Source organism: Mesorhizobium sp. WSM1497 (assembly GCF_001672455.2).
In the GTDB taxonomy this organism is placed as follows: domain Bacteria; phylum Pseudomonadota; class Alphaproteobacteria; order Rhizobiales; family Rhizobiaceae; genus Mesorhizobium; species Mesorhizobium ciceri.
Window position 1 is genome coordinate 2,476,546 of record NZ_CP021070.1, and the last position, 21,053, is coordinate 2,497,598.

20 protein-coding genes and 1 pseudogene are annotated in these 21,053 nt (G+C 63.4%); 10 read left to right on the plus strand and 11 right to left on the minus strand.

The window, feature by feature from the left end; all coding sequences use genetic code 11:
• Window positions 1–10 precede the first annotated feature (10 nt).
• Window positions 11–202, minus strand: coding sequence for a hypothetical protein (locus A9K65_RS12030; RefSeq protein WP_063172882.1), 192 nt, complete (start codon window positions 200–202; stop codon window positions 11–13).
• A gap of 42 nt (window positions 203–244) precedes the next feature.
• The gene (gene carA, locus A9K65_RS12035; RefSeq protein WP_064994550.1) at window positions 245–1,462 is read right to left on the minus strand and encodes a glutamine-hydrolyzing carbamoyl-phosphate synthase small subunit; all 1,218 of its coding nucleotides are present in this window, start codon (window positions 1,460–1,462) and stop codon (window positions 245–247) included.
• A 276-nt stretch (window positions 1,463–1,738) separates the two neighbouring features.
• Between carA and A9K65_RS12040 the strand changes: the two genes are divergently transcribed.
• Both A9K65_RS12040 and A9K65_RS12045 read left to right on the plus strand, forming a co-directional pair.
• Window positions 1,739–2,188: a GatB/YqeY domain-containing protein gene (locus tag A9K65_RS12040; protein ID WP_013530126.1), complete on the plus strand. Its 450-nt coding sequence runs from the start codon at window positions 1,739–1,741 to the stop codon at window positions 2,186–2,188.
• Between the two features lie 127 nt (window positions 2,189–2,315).
• Window positions 2,316–2,630: a hypothetical protein gene (locus A9K65_RS12045; RefSeq protein ID WP_064994551.1), complete on the plus strand. Its 315-nt coding sequence runs from the start codon at window positions 2,316–2,318 to the stop codon at window positions 2,628–2,630.
• A 45-nt stretch (window positions 2,631–2,675) separates the two neighbouring features.
• On the opposite strand, the gene A9K65_RS12050 is transcribed toward A9K65_RS12045, so the two are convergent.
• Window positions 2,676–3,650: a LysR family transcriptional regulator gene (locus A9K65_RS12050; protein WP_064994552.1), complete on the minus strand. Its 975-nt coding sequence runs from the start codon at window positions 3,648–3,650 to the stop codon at window positions 2,676–2,678.
• Window positions 3,651–3,751: 101 nt separating this feature from the next.
• Here A9K65_RS12050 and A9K65_RS12055 point away from each other — a divergent pair, with 101 nt between their 5' ends.
• The 3 genes from A9K65_RS12055 to A9K65_RS12065 all read left to right on the plus strand — a co-directional run bounded on the left by A9K65_RS12055 (window position 3,752) and on the right by A9K65_RS12065 (window position 5,353).
• A complete protein-coding gene (locus A9K65_RS12055) occupies window positions 3,752–4,654 on the plus strand; it encodes an alpha/beta fold hydrolase (RefSeq protein WP_064994553.1) in 903 nt (300 codons plus the stop codon).
• A gap of 180 nt (window positions 4,655–4,834) precedes the next feature.
• A complete protein-coding gene (locus A9K65_RS12060; RefSeq protein WP_013530132.1) occupies window positions 4,835–5,080 on the plus strand; it encodes a hypothetical protein in 246 nt (81 codons plus the stop codon).
• Window positions 5,081–5,137: 57 nt separating this feature from the next.
• Window positions 5,138–5,353, plus strand: coding sequence for a hypothetical protein (locus tag A9K65_RS12065; protein ID WP_013530133.1), 216 nt, complete (start codon window positions 5,138–5,140; stop codon window positions 5,351–5,353).
• A gap of 62 nt (window positions 5,354–5,415) precedes the next feature.
• Here A9K65_RS12065 and A9K65_RS12070 read toward each other — a convergent pair whose 3' ends face one another.
• Entirely contained in the window at window positions 5,416–5,856 is a 441-nt protein-coding gene (locus tag A9K65_RS12070; RefSeq protein WP_027162072.1) for a DUF2267 domain-containing protein, read from the minus strand.
• A gap of 224 nt (window positions 5,857–6,080) precedes the next feature.
• On the opposite strand from A9K65_RS12070, the gene A9K65_RS12075 reads away from it, so the two are divergent.
• Window positions 6,081–6,773: a hypothetical protein gene (locus A9K65_RS12075; protein WP_064994554.1), complete on the plus strand. Its 693-nt coding sequence runs from the start codon at window positions 6,081–6,083 to the stop codon at window positions 6,771–6,773.
• A gap of 32 nt (window positions 6,774–6,805) precedes the next feature.
• Here the strand turns inward: A9K65_RS12075 and A9K65_RS12080 are convergent, their stop codons facing one another.
• The 3 genes from A9K65_RS12080 to A9K65_RS12095 form a co-directional block, all read right to left on the minus strand.
• Window positions 6,806–7,723, minus strand: a complete 918-nt coding sequence (locus A9K65_RS12080) for an NADP-dependent oxidoreductase (protein WP_013530136.1) — start codon at window positions 7,721–7,723, stop codon at window positions 6,806–6,808.
• 212 nt (window positions 7,724–7,935) lie between these two features.
• The gene (locus A9K65_RS12085; protein WP_064994780.1) at window positions 7,936–8,292 is read right to left on the minus strand and encodes an SPW repeat protein; all 357 of its coding nucleotides are present in this window, start codon (window positions 8,290–8,292) and stop codon (window positions 7,936–7,938) included.
• 634 nt (window positions 8,293–8,926) lie between these two features.
• Window positions 8,927–9,904, minus strand: a complete 978-nt coding sequence (locus A9K65_RS12095; protein ID WP_064994555.1) for a hypothetical protein — start codon at window positions 9,902–9,904, stop codon at window positions 8,927–8,929.
• Between the two features lie 580 nt (window positions 9,905–10,484).
• On the opposite strand from A9K65_RS12095, the gene A9K65_RS12100 reads away from it, so the two are divergent.
• Window positions 10,485–11,198, plus strand: a complete 714-nt coding sequence (locus A9K65_RS12100; protein ID WP_064994556.1) for a DNA helicase — start codon at window positions 10,485–10,487, stop codon at window positions 11,196–11,198.
• 20 nt (window positions 11,199–11,218) lie between these two features.
• Here the strand turns inward: A9K65_RS12100 and A9K65_RS12105 are convergent, their stop codons facing one another.
• Window positions 11,219–12,166: a hydrogen peroxide-inducible genes activator gene (locus A9K65_RS12105; protein WP_013530140.1), complete on the minus strand. Its 948-nt coding sequence runs from the start codon at window positions 12,164–12,166 to the stop codon at window positions 11,219–11,221.
• A 265-nt stretch (window positions 12,167–12,431) separates the two neighbouring features.
• Here A9K65_RS12105 and katG point away from each other — a divergent pair, with 265 nt between their 5' ends.
• Window positions 12,432–14,627, plus strand: coding sequence for a catalase/peroxidase HPI (gene katG, locus A9K65_RS12110; RefSeq protein ID WP_064994557.1), 2,196 nt, complete (start codon window positions 12,432–12,434; stop codon window positions 14,625–14,627).
• Between the two features lie 182 nt (window positions 14,628–14,809).
• Window positions 14,810–15,367 carry a GNAT family N-acetyltransferase gene (locus A9K65_RS12115; protein WP_013530142.1) on the plus strand — a complete coding sequence of 186 codons (558 nt, stop codon included), beginning with the start codon at window positions 14,810–14,812 and terminating at the stop codon, window positions 15,365–15,367.
• 8 nt (window positions 15,368–15,375) lie between these two features.
• Here the strand turns inward: A9K65_RS12115 and A9K65_RS12120 are convergent, their stop codons facing one another.
• Window positions 15,376–15,792, minus strand: coding sequence for a helix-turn-helix domain-containing protein (locus A9K65_RS12120; RefSeq protein WP_013530143.1), 417 nt, complete (start codon window positions 15,790–15,792; stop codon window positions 15,376–15,378).
• Window positions 15,793–15,897: 105 nt separating this feature from the next.
• Here A9K65_RS12120 and A9K65_RS12125 point away from each other — a divergent pair.
• Window positions 15,898–17,890 (plus strand): annotated as a pseudogene (locus A9K65_RS12125) (heavy metal translocating P-type ATPase).
• Between the two features lie 61 nt (window positions 17,891–17,951).
• Here the strand turns inward: A9K65_RS12125 and A9K65_RS12130 are convergent.
• Complete coding sequence (locus A9K65_RS12130; RefSeq protein WP_013530145.1) at window positions 17,952–19,136, minus strand: MFS transporter; 1,185 nt, start codon at window positions 19,134–19,136, stop codon at window positions 17,952–17,954.
• A 145-nt stretch (window positions 19,137–19,281) separates the two neighbouring features.
• Entirely contained in the window at window positions 19,282–20,946 is a 1,665-nt protein-coding gene (locus A9K65_RS12135; RefSeq protein ID WP_013530146.1) for a Na/Pi cotransporter family protein, read from the minus strand.
• Between the last annotated feature and the right edge of the window lie 107 nt (window positions 20,947–21,053).

The following is a 21,053-nucleotide window of genomic DNA, read 5'->3' on the forward strand; positions in this document are numbered from 1 at the left end:
TCAATCCATTTCACTCGGAATGCCGAATATTGATCTGCGCCAGTTCGGCGTGCGTGAGCCGGCCCCGCAAAATCTCCATAGTCGCGTCAGCGGGCAGTGCTTTTTCGGTTTTCAGCTGAGCCTTGCGTTCGTCGTAGATCGCCACATCTGCGGCGTCTTCAAGGGCTTCTTCAGCGGCATGCAGGTCCGTATTCTTACGCATGTCTTTGCCCCCAAAACTGCGCCGCGCCGTCGCGGCGGTCCGCTAAGCCCGTTCGGCCAGCAATTCCTCACCGCGCTTTTCGCGGATCAAATTGACGAAGCGGCGGAACAGGTAGTGCGAATCCTGCGGGCCGGGCGAAGCCTCGGGGTGATGCTGGACCGAGAACACCGGCCGGCCGGTCAGCGTGATGCCGCAATTCGAACCGTCGAACAGCGAGACGTGGGTTTCCTCGACGCCTGATGGCAGCGAGTCGGCATCCACGGCAAAGCCGTGGTTCATCGAGACGATCTCGACCTTGCCGGTGGTGTGGTCCTTGACCGGATGGTTGGCGCCGTGATGGCCCTGGTGCATCTTGGCGGTCTTGCCGCCCAGCGCCAGCGCCAGCATCTGGTGGCCAAGGCAGATGCCGAACACCGGGATGTCGGTCTTCAGCAGATCCCGGATGACCGGAACGGCATAGTCGCCGGTGGCTTCCGGGTCGCCGGGGCCGTTGGAGAGAAAAATGCCGTCCGGCTGCATGGCGAGGATTTCCTCGGCGCCGGACTTGGCCGGCACCACGGTGACCTTGGCGCCGAGGCCGGCGAGCAGGCGCAAGATGTTGCGTTTGACGCCGTAGTCGATGGCGACGACGTGCATTGTCGGTTCGATCTGTTCGCCAAAGCCTTCGTTCCACACCCAGGGCGTCTCGCGCCAGACCGAGGACTGGCCCGAGGTGACCTCCTTGGCGAGATCAAGCCCGATCAACCCCGACCATGCGGCGGCGCGGCGCTTGAGATCGTCGATGTCGAACACGCCATCGAGCGCATGCGCGATGACGGCGTTGGGCATGCCCTTTTCACGGATCAGCGCGGTGAGCGCACGGGTGTCGATGCCCGACAAAGCGACGATGCCGCGCTTCTTCAGCCACTGGTCGAGACCAGTGCCGGCACGGTAGTTGGACGGGTTGGTGACATCGGCCTTGAACACGGCGCCGACGGCGCCGGCGCGGGCGACCGGATTGAGATCCTCGATGTCCTCGTCATTGGTGCCGATGTTGCCGATATGCGGGAAGGTGAAGGTGACGATCTGGCCGGCATAGGACGGATCGGTGAGGATTTCCTGATAGCCGGTCAGCGCCGTGTTGAAGCAGACTTCGGCGACAGCGGAGCCGGTGGCGCCGAGACCGCGACCTTCGATGACGGTGCCGTCGGCCAGCACCAGAAGGGCGGTCGGCTTTTCCGTGGCCCAAGCGGGGGTCAAGGCGGGCGTCATCTCGGCCATGCGGCACTCCTGTCAGGCCGCGCGCTGCAACCGGCCCGGCGGGCCATCTGCGCGGCAAACGGCGCGAAGCGGCGATTTCGCGGCTTCCACGCAGTCAAATTTCCGTTCATGCAAGGCCCAGTACATAGGGGAAGGGGGCAGGGCGGTCAATGATCATGCGAAATGCCGCCATATTTTATTTCGCCTAGCAAAATCAGTGGCTTGCCTCGGCACATCAGAGTTTGCCTTGGCTCGCCCGCGGCGCTATTGTCCGCGCCGATCGAAGGAGAATGCACCATGCGCGGCAAAATCGCCGAATCCCTGAAGAGCGCGATGAAGGCGCAGGACAAGCACCGGCTGCCGACATTGCGGCTGATCCAGGCCGCCATTCACGACCGCGACATTGCCAATCGCGGGTCAGGCAAGGAGCCGGCCAGCGACGAGGAGATCCTGCAGATCCTGGCCAAGATGGTGAAGCAGCGCGAGGAATCGGCCAAAGCCTTCGATGACGGCAAGCGGCCGGAACTGGCCGCGCAGGAGCGCGGCGAGATGGAGATCATCCGCACCTTCCTGCCGACGCAACTGGACGATGCGGCGGTAACCGCGGCGGCGCGCGAGGCGATCGCCGCGACCGGTGCGGCCAGCCAGAAGGACATGGGCAAGGTGATTGCCGCGCTGAAACAGAAATATGCCGGCCAGATGGATTTCGGCAAGGCGAGCGGCATCGTCAAGGGTCTGCTGCAGTAGGGTGCTGCTCATCTCGTCGCTTGGGTGGCCGACTGGGCGGAATCCAGATCCGTCCGGAATCCAAGTCCAGGAATTGGAACCCGGATAGCGCCGAGATGTTTATCCGTCATGCAACTGGAGAGATGCCATGACTGAGAACGAAACCCGCTATGAAACCGGTGCGACGAAATATCCGGCAAAGACCGATGCCGACGCTTCCGATGAATTCTCCCAGGATGCGGCCGCCAACGAGAAGCCTGCCGGCGGAATAGGGCTCACCCGCCGGATGGGCGAAGTGGAAGACCGCACCCGCCAGTCGGAGGGACAAAACCCGCCAAGACAAGTCACGCCGAGCGCCGCAACCGAAAAGACGTCCGGGGCCGGCCCCGCTATCGCGGAGCGTTCAAAGGACGCCAAGGCTCCGAAGAGCGGCCGCCAGCCTGGAGCGTATGTCAAGGAATGATCGCTGGACGGGACCCGAGAGGTCCTGGCATTGCACGGCCGGTCATTAATGGCCGATTTCCACTTGCGCCTTTCGCGACTGGTTGGTCGGTACCTGTCCGTCGGGCCTCCTCGGCTCCAAGGCACGGCGCAATGCCGGCGCTTCCTGCTGGATATGATCCCACAGCCGGTTCGCGATCGGCCCATGCGGCCGGTCGCGGCGGCGCGCCACCACCAGTTCGTCGGTGCGGCCCGGCAGATGACGGCCGGCAATGGAGTGCAGGCGTCCGTCCTGCAGTTCTTCCTCGATCAGGAAGCGGGGCAGGTGGCCCCAGCCAAGGCCCTGCAGGATGATCTCCTTCTTCATGCCCTGGTCGGCGACGAGGCATTGCGGCGCGCCTTCGATCAGCGAATAGTTTTGTTGTGGCGAATGGCGGGCGCTGTCGCGCATGACGCATTGGGTGAGTGCCTGCATCTGGTCCGGGGTGATCGGCTGCTCGATACGCTGAGGCAGAAAGCCCGGCGCCACCACGGGAATGAAGGACACCTTGCACAAATCGACCCATTCCACCCGCGCATCGCCCTTGTCGACCCAGTGCAGGATCAGGTCGGCTTCGTCGTCGAAGAGACGCTCCCATGGGCCGCCCACCGCTTCGAAATGCAGATGCAGGCGCGTGCCGGGCAACTGTGCGAAGAATCGCCCGAGCATGCCCAGCACCTGCGGGCGCGGGCACAGGTCGCCGATCACCACATGGATCTCGCTTTCCTCACCCATCGCCAACTGGGCGGCATGGACGCGCAAACCGTCCATCTCGCGCAGCAGCGATAGCGCTCGGCGGTGGAACGACAGCCCGGCCTCGGTCGGACGCACGCGATAGCCGCTGCGATCCAAAAGGACGAGGCCGAGCTGTCGCTCCAGCTTGGCGACGGCGGCGAACACCGCGGGGTGCGAGCGATACAGCATGGCCGCCGCAGGCTGAAAACCGCCGGTGCGGACCACCGCATCGAAGCATTGCAGATCGTGCAGGGTGAATTCGGCCATGTCAGTTTTTGTTACAGAGATTGTCTTATCTTTGTAATATCAACAAAATCGCTCCACAGCTAGGCTCTGTCTCGTTCAACGTTCCAGAAGGAATCTTCATCATGAATGAGCTGAATTTCGTCACAACGGGCGATGGCACGCGCATCGCCTACCGCTTCGACGGCGAGGCAAGCAAGCCGGTGCTGGTGCTGTCGAATTCCATCGGCACCACGCTGCACATGTGGGATGGGCAGGTCGGCGAATTGTCGAAGCATTTTCGTGTCCTGCGCTACGATTTTCGCGGCCATGGCGGATCGAGCGTTCCGGTCGGCGCCTATTCGCTGGACCGGCTTGGCCGCGACGTCATCGAGTTGCTCGATGCGCTCGACCTGCAACGCGTACATTTCCTTGGCCTGTCGCTCGGCGGGTTCGTCGCGCAGTGGCTCGGCATCCACGCGCCCGAGCGGATCGACCGGCTGATCCTGAGCAACACCTCGTCGCATCTGGCGCCGGCAAGCTATTTCGACGAGCGGATCGCTGCGGTGCGCCAGGCGCCGGACATGTCGGAAACCGCTGAGACGTTCCTGAGCAACTGGTTCCCCGCGTCGCTGGTTGCCGCCAACGAGCCTGTGGTCGAAGACTTTCGCGCCATGCTGCTGGCTATCGACCGGCAGGGCCTGGCGGGTCTGTTCGCGGCGGTTCGCGACGCGGACCTTCGCCGCACCGTGGCACTGATACCCCGGCCGACGCTGGTGATCGCCGGTCGGCACGACACGGTGACGGCAGCCAGCCACAGCGAGCTGATCGCCGCGACGGTGCCCGGCGCGAAGCTGGTTGTGCTGCCTGCGGTCCATCTGTCGAACATCGAATATCCGGCAGAGTTCATCCAGGCTGTCATCGATTTCTGCGCGGAGCCGAGTGCCGCGACGGCAAAGGCATCCGGCACCAGCCCGGCGGTTGCCGAGCGTTCAAAGGACGCTGCGGTTCACAAGGGCGGGCGCCAGCCGGAGCCTGCGTCAATGTGAGCGCCGGGCCGAGCCGAGCCATCTGGCGAGAAGCTTTTCAACGCCTTTCGGAACGATCCCGTCACCTTGCCATTATCAGCACGAAGGCAGGCTCGGCCAGGCAAACGCCGTAACCGACCTTAGAGACGGTCGGCGACGCACCACTTTCGGGCGCCGACACGAACACGCCGGAGGAAAGCGATGACTGGACGCAAAACCCACGATCAACAAATTCGCATCATTGAAGAGCGGGAAAACACAAAGAACGCCGGCAAGGATTTTGATGCCGAGGCGGATCTGAAACGATCAGCGGCGGAACGCGAAGCACTGCGCAAGGGAGCGGACATGAGGACCGATACACCGGACCTCGTCGATCCAGACGACCGCAACATGCTTCGCGGCAAGAATCAGGAAAGCGCCCATCACAAGAACCGTGCCGACGACTAAAGCGCGTCACGGACCAGCAACGCTCCTGGAACATTCGTCATAGATTGGAGGCAGCCCATGGCACGCGGCAGCAAGAAGCACATCGGAGCAGGTTCACAAGGAAAGGGTTCCGGCACAGGCGCCATGACCGTGACGCCAAAAGACAAGCTCGAAGAAAACAAGGTTCTATCCAATCGCGACAAGGCACAGCATTCCAAAGAACGCGGTTTGGACTCCAGGCAGGTCGCGACCGAGCAGCATCAGGATCATGCCGCCAACCGTTTGCGGGACTGACGCCCGACAGGGGCGCCAGCCTCGGCCTGGCTGTCCGGGGAGCCGTCAGATTCGTACCATCTCTATTTGACACCGAGGCTTTCGGGCCAGAGCGCCTGGATTTCCTTCGGCAGCGCATCGCGCACCTTAGCCGATTGGCCAAGATCAACATGCCGTGCAAGAACTCGGAATACCGAGCGTGCTGCATCCTCGGGATCGACGGGGCGGATCGATTTCAATTCCTCGCCGATGTGCTGCGAGAAGTTTTCCAGGGAGCGCGTTTTGTCCGGCTCGGCTGCGGGCCGGTAGTGGTCGTAATAGGCGCCGCGCACCAGGAGCGGCAGTTCCGCCCCAAGTTTGGCCGCAAGCCCGATCTGCAGCCTGTCCCTTACGGTCCGCAGGACCGCGCCCAATATGTGCCATGCAATTCGCCGATCCGGACCATGATCGTCCATGATCTCGTCGAGCCAGATGTTGGTTGTCTGCAGCGTCCTGTCAAAGACATCCAAACCGGTAGCACTCATCATCGCCTCCTCATCAAATTCATGTCTGGTTTCGAAACGATGCTCAGGGACAATCGTTTCGCTATCTGTCGACAAAATTGGCTCGGCCTGTGATCCGGCTCTGCCCCGGGATCCACGGTAGCGGTCTTGGTTGCGCCGGAACCCCTTCCGAAGCAGTTCGTTCCTGGGTGGGCGGCTTTGAGGAGCTGGTTGGGGGGAGCGCGTCCTGCAACGGGTTTTTTGCGATGCCTGCAAGGAAGACAAAAACCACTGAAGGCGAGAACCGACAGCAACTCCTGCAGATGATGACGACGGAGCATTTGGTGCTGGGGACCGCCAGGGCGGCGACTATTCAGGAGGCGAATCAGCGCGCAAATTTGTTCCTGACTTCGGTATCCAGCGCCACGATCGCCCTTGCTTTCGTGGCCCAGGTGACGAGGATGGGGCTTCCTTTCATGCTGTTCAGCCTGATCCTGTTGCCGTGCCTCTACTTCATTGGGCTGGTGACATTCGTCAGGGCTGTGCAGGTGGCCATCGAAGACATGGTCCACGCCCGCGGCATGGCACGCATCAGGCACTGCTACACCGAGCTCACCCCTTCGATGGCGCGCTATCTGGTTCACTCCACCCATGACAACCAAACGGCTCTGCTGGCCGATGTCGGCCTCAAGCCAAGGCCCTGGCAAGCGTTCGCCGGAACCGCAGGGATGGTGAATGTCGTCAACGGTGCCATCGCCGGTGTCTTTGCCGGCGTGATGCTCAAGGTTGTCGTTGGCTCGACGGCCAGTCTCGCCGTGACCGTCGGCATTCTAGCTTTTGCGGTGAGCAACTGGTGCCTGTGGCAACATCACAGGCGCAGTTGGGCAAGCGCGGAACACAAGCTGAAGGTGCTGTTTCCAAACGTGCCGGACAGCGACGGCAAGGCGCGGATCGGATAACCCGTTCGAGAGGGCAGGAGCATCAACTCGCGCTAGGCGGAAACCTCAAGCACGATCTTGCCACGCACATGCTCATTTTCCAGCCGTTCTTCCGCTTTGGCGACCTCTCCAAGAGGGTAGGTGGCTTGCACGAAGGGGGTGACCTTGCCGGCCTCGATGAGGCGGCCGATCTCGGCAAGATGCGCCGCATTCGGCTCGGCCAGGTAGGAGACGCCACGCGCCCGACGCAAGTTTGCCTTTTCCTGCGACGGTTGGGAAAGCGTGGAAACGAGCGTCCCGCCAGGCTTGAGCACCTCCCAGGAGCGCTCCTGCGTGTCGCCCGCGACAAGATCGAACACCAGGTCGACCGCATCGACGACCTCTTCGAAACGCTGATTCTTGTAGTCGACCGTCTGATCGGCGCCAAGCTCACGCACGAAAACGACGTCCTCGGCGGAAACGGTTGTCGCGACGAACGCGCCCGCGGCCTTGGCCAGCTGGATCGCCAGATGACCGACGCCGCCGGCGCCGCCATGGATGAGAACCCGTTGTCCGGATTTGAGGCCGCCATGATCGAAAAGGCCTTGCCATGCGGTGATGCCGGCAAGCGGCACCGCCGCGGCTTCGACATGGCTTAGACGATCCGGTTTGGCAGCCGCCTCCGTCGCCTTGACCACGACATATTCGGCATTGCCGCCCCGGTCATGACCAAGCATCGCAAACAACGGGTCGCCCTTCTTCAACGTATGCGCCCGCGTACCGCATATTTCCACCGTGCCGGATACGTCGCGCCCGAGCGTGACCGGCAGGGTCTCGCTCACCGACCCTTCGCGGGTCTTGTAGTCGATCGGATTGACGCTTGCGGCGCGGACCCTGAGCACAACCTCGTCGTCAAGCGGCTGAGGCGAGGGGACCTGATCGATCGAAAGGACCTCAGGTCCGCCAAAAGCGTGGATGCGGATTGCTTTCATGTCGGCATACCTCCTGTTGTCTGGCTTTCGGCGACGCTGTCTGCAGGGCTGTCGTCAGCGGCTGTGCAGCCGGGGTTGCGGCGGCAGGCACGCTGGCCTCCCGGGGGGCCACCGTCAGATGATTTTCCACCATCATCGGCGACCCAGCGGGACGCCAATTTGTCGGCGGCCAATCCGTCACGATCAGGCCGCCGCAAGGACGCCCAGGCCTGCTAGGCCGTAGACTGCGTCGGCGGGTTCTGGTTCATCATCCACAGCTCGATCGCAGCCAGAACCGCGACCAGAACGCCGATTACAACATGCACGCCCATGGCTGTGGTTGCCTGGAATCCAAGCACCCAGGGAGACACAACTACCCAAAGACCCACAACGAGGTTCAGCCATTCCTCCCAGACAGCAAAGGCGAAGAGGGCGGCAACCGAAAGCACGACAATCACGATGCCGCTGCCCATGGCATTCTGGGACTGTGTCCCCGCCGCGAAGGCGAATATCCATGGAGAGAAGAAGAGAATTGCTCCGAGGACCAGATTTGCTACGTTACAGAGCTTGGCGTTTGACCATTGGTTCATGATTTTCTCCATCAAGCGTGCTCTCCACGCTTCCGAAGCTCAATCGGCGGCCTTGAAACCGTCGGTCACATGGCGGCAAGGCTACAACCAGACTTGCTGGCTTTCTAACTGGGTAGCAGGCCGTTGGTTCCAACCAATCGGCCTGGACACGGCACCGGGAACTCTCCTCGCCGGGAGCATTCAGCCACTCCCGATCCGTTCGCGACATACAACGCGGCGGGAAGGTGCGAGGCGCAGGCGATTACCCATGTCTCGATCATAGTCGTCACCCGGAGCGCCAGTCCTCGAAGAAGACGTTCAATGTAAGCGTGATGTGTTCGCGTTCTGGCAGCCTTCTGTGCCGCTTCCTTCCTGCCGCGGGTACGCTTGGTCCGCACTGCCTTGCGCGCGGCGGCGGAACGACCGGATGCGCCTTTCGTTTCGGCGGCCTTCTCGGCGGCGGCCCGCGCCATGGGCGCGCGTTGTCTCTGGGGACCAACGCGCCGAGGTCGCAAATGATCCGATCCAGCCTTTGGCTTGCCGACATCGACGACGCGCGGGGAGTCAGACGCTGGCAAACCTCGGAGATCGGGATCGATACCGGTTCACGACGGGTTGCTGATCAATGCGCATGGTTCGCATGCCGAAGCGGACGTCACGGCTGCGTGCAAATCGGCACTGGCTGCGGCGGCGGTGCCGGATGATCCTTCCTGTATTGGGCGATGATCGGCTCGAGGGTCTTTCGCGGCCAGAATTTCGGTGTGCCGATTTCCTTCAGGCAGGACGCGTTCCAATAGGTGCCCGGCTGTGAATGGTTGGCTGCGACCGCGGCGATGTCGCGCGATTCCGGGTAGATGTAGAGCGTCGTCGGATTGTCCTTGACCATCGGGATAATCTGCTGCGCATCCGCCGGCGACCAACTGGTGCAGCCATTGCTGCGACCGCCGGCATAATCCACCAGCTTGCCGAACGGTACGAAGCCGTCATGGTCGGCATGCGAGCTGTTCGGATTTTTGCGCAGGCACAGGCCGTGCAGCACCTGGGCCGCGTGGCCGCCGATCACCCGCTGCCTGGCGTTCGCGGCTTCGCCTTCGCCGTCGAACTGGATGAAGGTGCGCTGGAAAGCCACGTCCCGTTTCGCACCAGTGCGGTAATAACCCTTGAACGAGGTTTTCGCCTCGCGGGTCATATAGGCGCCGCCGGCCGTCAACGATGAATCCATCGCATTGCCGAAGTTCCTAGCGCACCGCTTGTCATTCGAAAAATCGACGACGCCCTTCAGATTCCGCCCGCTGCCATGACCCGACGAAATCGCGCGGAAGGACTCGCTGGCCTCGCAGATGACGTAGTAGCGGCGGCCGAGCACGCCATTGCCCAGATCGCTGGGGCGTGTCGCATCCATGGCGAAGTAGCAGGGGTTCTTGACGGCCCCTTGGGCGACCTTCTTCCGATAAAGCGCGCGGGCTCGTTCGAGGACAATTTGTGAGATCTGGCCGTCGCTGTTGCCGACATGAGCCTGCAACCAGGCCGGAACGTCAGATGATGCGGCAAAGGATCGAGCCGACACCGTCACGGCGATGACGGCGACGAAAAAGCTGGCGACGACGCCCAGACAAACAGATCTCAACCGCACGGATCAATTCTCCTGTCGAAGCGAATGGCGATTTCTTGCGGTATTGCCGCGAGAATCGATCATAGATGGCCTCGCATTATCAGGCGAAACACATCTTGTTTAGCGTACCCGCATGAAGATCCGCAAAGCAGGTCGACGCATGCAACGGCCCTACGCCGACATGCTGGCTCCAGGCTTGCGGCGGACGTCTTCGTATCCTTGAAGCAGGGCAACGAACTCGGGTTGGCGGGTTCCTTCGAGCTCGTCGGCGCGTTGGCTGACGGAGCATCAAACGAAAAACCCGCCCGCGGCGGGTCACTGGCGCAGATCAGCACCATGGACAAATATGTACCATAGCTGAGGGCAGGGGGTCAAGAAAAAATTCCTATCGCGAAAGCCGCGAGTTCGGAGCCTGATCTCTAGAGGTCCGCGATTTTCGATACGCTGGGATTGAGCTATCATCTGATTCTGGCGTGGCCCACGCCTCCTCCCTCCGCCGGGAAAGCATCATCCATGCAGGGCTCTCTCATCACCGAACCAACTGTTCGAGCGCTTGGCATAAGGAGGGGTTGCGAAAACGGCTCGCACCAGGAGGTTTGTCATGAAGCTGTCCGCGCCCATCTATCATCTGAAGCGTCAAGCCAGGCTTTTGTCCCGCGAGGCCAAAATTCCGCTCCACGAAGCGCTTGACCGCGTTGCAGTACGGGAAGGCTTCGCCAGTTGGAGCCTGCTTGCGGCCAAGGCAGCCGGGTCGGCGCCTGCCGGCACACTGTTTGCGCAACTTGCGCCCGGCGATCTGGTCCTGGTCGGTGCACGACCTGGCCACGGCAAGACGCTGATGAGTCTCGAACTGGCAATCGAAGCCATGAAGTCCGGCAGTCGGGGCGTGTTCTTCACGCTGGAGTATACGCAGCGGGATGTGCTCGACCGGTTTCGAGCCATCGGGGCAGACCCGGTGCAGTTCAACGACCGGTTCGTGTTCGACAATTCCGACGCCATCAGCGCCGACTATATCGTCAAGGCATTGGGCTCGGCGCCGCGCGGCACGCTGGTGGTGATCGACTATCTGCAACTGCTCGACCAGAAGCGGCAAAATCCGGAGCTGATGGCGCAGGTTCGCACGCTGAAAGCGTTTGCCGGCGACAGGGGATTGATCCTCGTCTTCATCTCGCAGATCGACCGGTCCTACGACCCGGCGCAGAAGCCGGTTCCCGATATCGGCGATGTGCGGTTGCCGAACCCTCTGGATCTGTCGCTGTTCAACAAGACCTGCTTCCTGAACAAGGGCGAAATCCGGTTCCACGCGGCAGGCTGACGATCGGGTCAGCCAAGCCTTCATTGGGCGGCTGCTACCAGGTTCAGCTCAACCGATGCCGGATTGTGCTGCGCGCGCAACGTTTCGGCCGCCTGGCGAACCACTTCGGATATAAGCATCAGCTGTTTGGCGATCGGGCTTGTCTTGCGCCAGATCATGCCGATCGTCCGCGACGGTTGGGGGTTGGCAAAGTGGGCGACAGACACCGCCGCCGAGCGCGTCTCCACCGGCACGGCCATTTCGGGAATCAAGGTGACGCCGACACCGGCGCCGACCATCTGCACCAGGGTCGACAGCGAGCTGCCGTCCAGCAACTCCCTTGGCCGCGCCGAATGCATGTTGCAGAACGACAGCGCCTGATCGCGAAAACAATGGCCTTCCTCCAGCAGGAGCAGCCGCATCTCGCGCAGCATTTCGCGGTTGGGGACCGGCTTTCCCTCGTCCTCGCCGGGCCGGACCAGCACGAAGTTCTCGGCAAACAGCACGATTTCCGTCAGCGAGGGTTCCGACACCGGCAAGGCGACGATGGCCGCGTCAAGCCGGCCGTCGGCCAGTTCCTGGATCAGCTTCTGCGTTTGCGTTTCGCGCACGTGGATATCGAGCCCGTCATGCATGCGGGCGAGGTTGCCGATGATGGCAGGCAGGAGGTAGGGTGCGATCGTCGGGATCACGCCGATGCGCAACCGTCCCACCAGCCGGTCGCGCGAGGCGCGGGCCAGATCCGTCAGCTCATCCACCGAGCGCAGGATGTCGCGGACGCGCAAGGCGAATTCCTCGCCGAAATTGGTCAGCCGGACCTGGCGTGGGCCTCTTTGGAAAAGCTCCGTGCCCAGCGTTTCCTCCAACTCCCGGATCTGCACCGAGATGGCGGGCTGGGAGATCGAGCAGGCATCGGCGGCGCGGCCGAAATGATTGTGCCGGGCCAGCGCCTCGAAATAACGCAGCTGCTTCAGCGTCAGGTTTGTCATAATGTCATCTTATCGCTGCAATCAGGAAATCCAACTTAAATTAATCAAGCGGCTTTGCTATAGGAGTCGTAACGAAGATGAGGAGCAGCCGGGACCGCCTGGTGAGGCGCATGCCCGCAGCAACAGGACATCCAATATATTCGGTCGCGTATCGGGCTCAGGTCATCGCGCCAGCCATGAAACGGACCGCCTACAGGGACATTCTTGTGTCCCTGTTCACGCAGCAGTTGAACAGCTCAACACAGCCACGATCGGAGAGAAGAACATGGACGCACAGACCGATGATCCCAGTGCCGGCAAATGCCCCGTTGCGCACGGATCTTCCAGCAGGACGAACCGTGACTGGTGGCCGAACCAACTGGACCTTGGCGTTCTGCATCAGCAGTCGAACCTTTCGGACCCGATGGGCGAAGAGTTCGACTATGCCGAGGAATTCAAGTCGCTCGATCTCGATGCGGTGATCAAGGACCTGCACCAGGTGATGACGGATTCGCAGGATTGGTGGCCGGCCGACTTCGGCCATTACGGGCCGCTGTTCATCCGCATGGCCTGGCACAGTGCCGGCACCTACCGCATCGGCGACGGCCGTGGCGGCGCCGGGGCCGGCCAGCAGCGTTTTGCTCCGCTCAACAGCTGGCCGGACAATGCCAATCTCGACAAGGCGCGCCGGCTGCTGTGGCCGGTCAAGCAGAAATATGGGCGCAAGATCTCCTGGGCCGACCTGCTGATCCTCACCGGCAACGTCGCGCTGGAATCGATGGGCTTCAAGACCTTCGGTTTTGCTGGCGGCCGCGCCGACGTCTGGGAACCCGAACAGGACGTCGATTGGGGTTCGGAAACCAAGTGGCTCGACGACAAGCGCTACTCCGGCGACCGCGAACTCCAGGGCCATCTCGGCGCCGTCCAGATGGGTCTGATCTATGTCAATCCGGAAGGGCCGAACGGCAAGCCGGATCCGCTGGCCTCGGCACGCGATATTCGCGAGACGTTCGGCCGCATGGCCATGAACGACGAGGAGACCGTGGCGCTGATCGCCGGCGGCCACACCTTCGGCAAAACCCACGGCGCCGGCGATGCTTCGCTTGTGGGTGCGGAGCCGGAAGGCGCCGGCATCGAAGCGCAGGGCCTCGGCTGGTCGAGCAAGCATGCCACGGGCATCGCCGGCGATGCCATCACCTCGGGCCTCGAGGTGACCTGGACCACGACGCCGACCAAGTGGAGCAACAACTTCTTCGACAATCTGTTCAACTTCGAATGGGAGCTGACCACGAGCCCGGCGGGCGCGCATCAGTGGACGCCGAAGGGCGGCGCCGGCGCCGGCACCGTGCCGGATGCCCACGATCCGTCCAAGCGCCGCGCGCCTGCCATGCTGACGACCGATCTCGCGCTGCGGGTCGATCCGGCCTACGAGAAGATCTCGCGGCGCTTCCATGAGCATCCGGACCAGTTCGCCGACGCTTTTGCCCGCGCCTGGTTCAAGCTGACCCATCGCGACATGGGGCCGGTCGTTCGCTATCTTGGCCCGCTCGTGCCGAAGGAAGAGCTGATCTGGCAGGATCCGATCCCCGCGGTCGACCACGAACTGGTCGGCGAGCAGGACATTGCGTCGCTGAAGGCGAAGATCCTGGCATCGGGCCTGTCGGTTTCCGAATTGGTCTCGACGGCGTGGGCCTCGGCCTCGACGTTCCGCAATTCCGACAAGCGCGGTGGTGCCAATGGTGCACGCATTCGGCTGGCGCCGCAGAAGGATTGGGAGGTCAACCAGCCGGCGGAACTGTCGAAGGTGCTGGCTAGGCTGGAAGCCATCCAGAAGGAGTTCAACGCGGCACAGACCGGCGGGAAAAAGATCTCGCTGGCCGACCTCATCGTTCTCGGCGGTGTCGCCGCTGTCGAGAAGGCGGCGAAGGATGGCGGCCACGAGGCCAAGGTGCCGTTCACGCCGGGTCGCATGGATGCTTCACAGGAACAGACGGATGTCCATTCCTTTGCCGCGCTCGAGCCGAAAGTCGATGGCTTCCGCAACTATGTCAGGGGCAAGCAGCCGATGTCGGTCGAAGCCATGCTGGTCGACCGGGCGCAATTGCTGTCGCTGACCGCACCCGAAATGACGGTGCTGGTCGGCGGTCTTCGTGTGCTCGGCGCCAACACGGCCAACTCGAAGCACGGCGTGTTCACCGACCGGCCGGGTACGTTGACCAACGACTTCTTCGTCAACCTGCTCAGCATGAACACGATCTGGGATCCGGCCGCCGGCTCCGACGAAGTCTACGAGGCGCGTGACCGCAAGACCAAGGCGGTCAAGTGGACCGGCACCCGTGCCGACCTGATCTTCGGCTCGCACGCCCAATTGCGCGCGCTTGCCGAGGTCTACGGGTCGGCGGACGCCAAGGCGAAATTCACCAGGGATTTCGTTGCGGCATGGACCAAGGTGATGAACGCCGACCGCTTCGACATCGCCTGAGATCGCTAAAGGTGCTCCGGCGCGGCCGCGCCGGATCGCCGGTCCTCCCAAGGACACAACGCCAGGGCCGCGTTTCCAGTGATGGGAGCGCGGCCTCTGTCGTATAGGGCCGCGCTTTGGTGGACCGTGCCTCCCTGGTCAAGCATGCTATTTTGTGGGCATCGCGTCTGCACCGGTGCACCATGATCGAAATCGTCAAACCCGCGTTCGAACATCTGCCGTCCTACAAGGCGGCACTCGAACGCGGCTGGTCGCCGGACAATGTGCGATTGCTGGAAGCGACGCGCGAGCAGCTTGCGGCAATCGAAAGGGATCCCGTGGCTTTTCTCGCCGACCTCGATGATCCCCAGGCCAGGGGCGGTCCGATCACCTTGCCCGACGGCAAAAAGGTGCCGCGCCTGCCAGGCTTCCGCCGCTGGATCTGGGACGGCGAGGCGTCGGGCTCGATCGGCTTTCGCTGGCAGAAGGGCACGTCGGACCTGCCGCCGCATGTGCTCGGCCATATCGGCTATGCGGTGGTGCCGTGGAAGCGGCGGCGCGGCTACGCTACACAGGCGCTGCGCCTGATGCTGGAGGAGGCGAGGGCGGTCGGCCTGGCTCACGTCGAGATCACCGCCAAACCGGGCAATCCGGCCTCGCACAAGGTGATCCTGGCCAATGGCGGCAAGCTCGTCGAACGCTTTTTCGAGGACGCCGCCTATGGCGGAGCAGAAAGCTTGCGGTTCCGGATCGAGCTGTAGGATGTATCTCAACCATGCTCATCGGCGCACAGCGCATGATCCGACAGCGCGCGGATGACGTAGCAGTCGCCGACCGTCTGGCCATTGCAGCACGTGGCGATGCGTTCGAGCTCGGCCTCGAGCCGCTTCAACTGGGCAATCTTTTCCCGCACCGAGATCAGTTGCTCCTCGGCGATCTTGTCGGCGTGGCCGCAGGGTTGCTCGGGGTGGCCGCTCAAATCGATCAGAGAGCGGATGTCCTCGACGGCGAAACCGAGATCGCGGGCGTGGCGGATGAAGGCCAACCGCTCCAGCTCCTGCCTGGAATAGCGGCGCTGGTTGCCTTCCGAGCGCTCGGGTGCGGCAACAAGGCCCATCTGCTCGTAGTAGCGGATGGTCGGCACCTTGACCCCGGTGCGGCGCGAGAGATCACCGATCGAAAACATGAATTGCCTCTTGAAGCTCTAGTGACTAGAGCAATTACAGTGCCTGACATCAGCGTTCAAGACCCATGCGGCGACGCCGCGCGGGCAAGACAGACAGGTGATGTGATGACGGCGCCCCTCGACCAGGTAAAAATCAGGCAGACGCGGTTCAAGATCGGCGGCATGGATTGCGCCTCTTGCGCAACCAAGATCGATACGGCGGTGCGTCGCCTAGACGGCGTCGCCGATGTCTCGGTTTCGGTGACCGGTGCCAGCATGACGGTCAGCCATGGCGGCGCGTTGCCGGAAGGCAGGGTGCTGCAGCAGGTTGCTCGGCTCGGCTACGGCATCGTCAGGGCCGAGGCACATGTATCGCCGATGTCAGACAAGGCGCACGCCGATCACGTCCACAATGACCATGAAGGCCACGATCATGCGAGCCACGATCCCGATCCCGATCATGGCCATTCCGAGACGGGGCAGGCGTGGTGGCGTTCCCGCCGGGCGGTGCTGACGCTCGCCTGCGCGGCAGCGCTTCTCGCCGCATACGGCATCGGCCATCTGTTCCCGATGGCGGAACGCGGGGTGTTCCTGGCCGCGCTGTTGGTCGGCCTGGTGCCGATCGCACGGCGCGCGCTGATGGCGGCATTGGCCGGCACGCCGTTTTCGATCGAGATGCTGATGACCATCGCGGCGATAGGCGCCGTGATGATCGGTGCCACTGAAGAGGCCGCCGCCGTGGTGGTGCTCTTCCTGATCGGCGAGCTTCTGGAGGGTGTCGCCGCCGGCCGGGCGCGGGCGAGCATCCAGGGACTTGCCGATCTGGTGCCGAAGACGGCCTTGGTCGAGCGCGCAGGCGGCACATCGGAGTGTCCCGCCGAAGACCTTGCGGTCGGCGACATCATCCTGGTGCGGCCGGGCGACCGCATCCCGGCCGATGGCGAGATCATCGAGGGCGCGAGCGAAATCGACGAGGCGCCGGTGACCGGCGAGAGCACCCCGAAGCGCAAGGGCGCTACGGACGCCGTCTTTGCCGGCACGATCAGCACCGACGGCGTGCTCAAGGTGCGGGTGACGGCGGCCGCTTCCGACAACACCATCGCCCGAATCGCGCGGCTGGTGGAGGAGGCGCAGGAGGCCAAGGCGCCGACAGAGCGCTTCATCGATCGCTTCTCGCGCACCTACACGCCGGCGGTGCTGGCGGTCGGTGCGCTGGTGGCATTGTTGCCGCCGCTGCTTGCCGGCGGCGACTGGAACGAATGGATCTACAAGGGCCTTGCGATCCTGCTGATCGGCTGCCCCTGCGCGCTGGTCATCTCGAACCCCGGCGGCAATCGCCGCGGGCCTGGCGACCGGCGCGCGGCGTGGCCTGTTGATGAAAGGCGGTGCGGTGCTGGAAGGCTTTCGCCGGCTCACGGCGGTCGCCTTCGACAAGACCGGTACGCTGACCGCAGGCAAGCCTGTCGTCACCGACATCGCGGCGTATGGAAGGGATGAACGCACCGTGCTGGCGCTGGCGGCAGCACTGGAGCAGGGCTCCAGCCATCCGTTGGCGATGGCGATCCTGGACCGGGCCAAGGCCGACAAGGCGCCGGTGCCGCCGGCTCTCGCAGCGAAGGCAATCTCGGGCAAGGGTGTCGAGGGCAGCGTCGGCGGCGTCGCCGTCTTCCTCGGCTCCGGCCAGGCGGCGGGCGAACGCGCCGACATGACGCAAGCGCAGCGCCTCGCCGTCGACAGCTTCAACGGCCAGGGCAAGACGGTGTCAGTGCTCGTCGCCGATGGCGTGGTGGCCGGGCTGATTGCCATGCGCGACGAGCCGCGGCCGGATGCTGCGGCCGGGATCGCGGCGCTGGAGGCCGAGAGCATCCGCGCGGTGATGTTGACCGGCGACAACAGTCGCACGGCGCAAGCCATCGCCGCTTCGCTCGGCATCGAGGCGCGGGCGGAGCTGTTGCCACAGGACAAGCAGCGCATCGTCGGCGAATTGCAGCGCGAGGGTTTCAAGGTCGCCAAGGTCGGCGACGGCATCAACGACGCGCCGGCGCTCGCGGCGGCCGATATCGGCGCGACCGTGCTGGTCACCGCCAACGCCATGCGCCTGCTGCGCTGGCGCGGGTGAAGTGTTTTTGGTTGATCACGATCTTTTCGGAAAACCGGCGTCCACTTTTCCGGATCGTGATCTACTCGGCTGGGGCTGTCAGCGGCGGCGTGGCGTTGCTGCGCCCTTCCCAGACATAAGAGGCGAGCGCCACTGCCACGGCGACCAGCATGGCGATGGCGCCCAGCAGCGGCAGGCTGCGGTAGCCATAGCCGCTGTTCAGCATCGCGGCGCCCAACGAAGCGGCCAGCGCGATGCCGACATTGAAGCCGGACGGAATGAGCGACGAAGCGAGGTTGGAAGCATCTGCCGTCCAGGCCAGGATGCGGGTCTGGATCGGCGTGCCGATGGCGAAGTTGAGACCGCCCCAGATGACGATCGCCACAACCATCGGCAGGGGATAGGGGCTGACGGCATAGATCACGCCAAGCGTCACCGCCTGCAGGGCCAGCATGGTGATCAATGACGGCATCAGCTTCCAGTCGGAGAGCTTGCCGCCGAGGAAGACTCCAAGGGTTGCGCCGACGCCGTTGAGCAGCAGCACCCACGGCACCAGGTTCTCGTCGAGACCGGTGACTTCGAGCAGTGTCGGCGTGATGTAGGTGAACAGGCCGAACTGGCCGATCATCAGCATCAGCATCAGGATCAGCGATGTCCAGACCTGCTGGCGGGCCAGCACGCGGACCTCGCGGGCGAAACCGGCGGGCTTGGCCGATGAGCCGGTGGTGCGCGGCAAAAGGGCTGCCATGGCAAGCGTTGCCGCGACACCCAGCGCGCACATCACCCAGAAAGTCGCACGCCAGCCCCAGATGTTGCCGATCGCGGTGCCGGCCGGCACGCCGATGACGTTGGAGACGGTGAGGCCGGACAGGATGACGGCGACAGCCATGCCGCGCTGGTCCTCGCGCACGAGACCGACGGCGACGACCATGGCGACGCCGAAATAGGCGCCATGCGCGACCGCCACGGCAATGCGCAACAGAAGCATCGAGGTGAAATCGGGCGCCAGCGCGCAAGCCGCCTGGCCAATGGTGAAGGCGATGGCGAGGCCGAGCAGCAAGGTCTTGCGCGACAATGACTTGGTGGCGAGCGCCAGCAGCGGACCGCCGATGGCGATGCCGCCGGCATAGCCGGAGACGAGATAGCCGGCGGAGGGAACCGAGACGCCCAGGCCTTGCGCCACCTGCGGCAGCACGCCGGCAATGACGAATTCGGTGGTGCCGAAGGCAAAGGCGGCGATGAACAGGGCGATGAGCGGAAGCGACATGGGGAAGCCTTAGCTGGAAGCGCCTCAAACCACGGATGGGCTTTGCGGGCAATCCAGAAATTTTTGTCGCGAGTTTAGGTTTTCTTGAATTGGATGCGAGCAGCCGCTTCCCTTCTCCCCAGGGGAGAAGGGAAAGTGGCGCTTCTCAGCTCGCTTTCAACCGCGACCCCGTCAGCAGGCCGCGCTCTTCAAGCACCGGATAGGCCATCGAGGCCAGCAGCGAATTGATCTGTTTCAGGTCGCGGATGGTGTCGAGATGGATCGAGCTGGTTTCGACGCTCTTGGCGGTGCCGTCGCGCAGCCGCACGAAATGGCTGGCGCTGGTTTCCTTTTCGCGGTCGCGCAGCCGGTCCTTTTCCAGCACCAGCTGGCGGGCGGTCTCGGGATCGCGCGACACCAGAACGTTGAAGGCAAGCCGCGCATTGGCCAGAACCGAGCCATGGAAGGCGCACAACTCGGCCCAGCCCTCGTCGGTGAATTCCAGTCCGCGCTCGAACTTCTTCTTCACATGCACCAGCATGTTGCGCACGATGATGTCGCCGACCTGCTCGAGCTTGACGCAGGCGCCGATCAGTTCCTGGCAGCGCAGCGCCTCGTCCTCGGTCAGCGGGTTCCTGGTCAGTTTGGCGAGGTAGAGCTTGATCGCGGCGTGCTTGCGGTCGACGCGGTCGTCGAGTGCGGCCAGCGCCTTGATCTTGTCGGCGTCGGCACTTTCATAGAGTTCGATGATACGCTTGAGCATGATCTCGATCGTCTCGCAGACCCGCACCACCTCGCGGGTGGCATTGGCCAGCGCCTGGCTCGGCACGTCGAGCGCGCTTTCGTTGAGCGCGGACAGCTCGACGACGTCAAGCGAGGCGGCCGGCACGGGCTTGGTGCCAAGTGCGACGATCTTCTCCGAAGCGCGGTAGACGAAGCCTGCCAGCGGCAGGCCGGCGAGCAGGATCAGCACATTGAACAGGATGTGGGCATTGACGATCTGGTCCGCCGCCGTCGAACCGAGAAAGGCGAAGTGCGGCCTGAAGATCATGACCAGGATCAGCATGACCAGCGAGCCAAGCCCGCGCATCAGGAGATTGCCGATCGGCACGACGCGCACTTCGGGGCTCGACGAGCGGGTCAGCATCGGCGCGATGATCGAGGAGCCGAGGTTGACGCCAAGGATGAGAACGACGCCAAGTTCGGGCGTGATCAGGCCACGGCCTGCCAGCGTCGCCATCAACAGCACCGCCGCGATGCTCGACTGGAACAGCCAGGTGATCAGTGCCGCCAGCAGATAGGCGGTGATGGAATCGGTCGAGAAGTAGTTGATGATGACCGGCATGAGCTGGCTGTTGCGCAGGGGCTCCGATGCCTGGCCGATCATCTCCAGCGACAGGATCAGAAGGCCGATGCCGACCAGGATGCGGCCGGACTGGCGCCAGTCGCGCCGCTCGGTGGCCATGAACATGACCGTGCCGGTGATCAGGCACAGCGGCACCAGCAAGGTGAGGTCGAAGGTCAGCAGCTTGACCACCAGCGCCGAGCCGATCTCGGCGCCGCGCACCGCCAATTGGCCCGCGGCGCCAGAGACGATGCCAGAGCCGGCGAAGGAGCCGACCAGCAGCGTGACGGCGGTGGAGCTCTGCAGGGCGATGGCAAGGCCGGTGCCGGCCAGCACCGCCATGATCGGATTGCGCATGGTGGCGCGGAGGCGATGGCGCAGCACGTCGCCATAGGCGCGTTCAACGCCGGTCTTCACCATGCGGGTGGCAAACAGCATCAGCGCCACGGCGCCGGCCAGATGCAGAAGGACGACGGACCCGCTCATTTCGTCCCCCGCATGCAAACAGGGCGCCCGCCCTGTTTTGCATGGCGATCAGAAGGAAAAACGAGGGAACGAATCATGTTCATGGCGGTGACTTATAATAGCTCGAA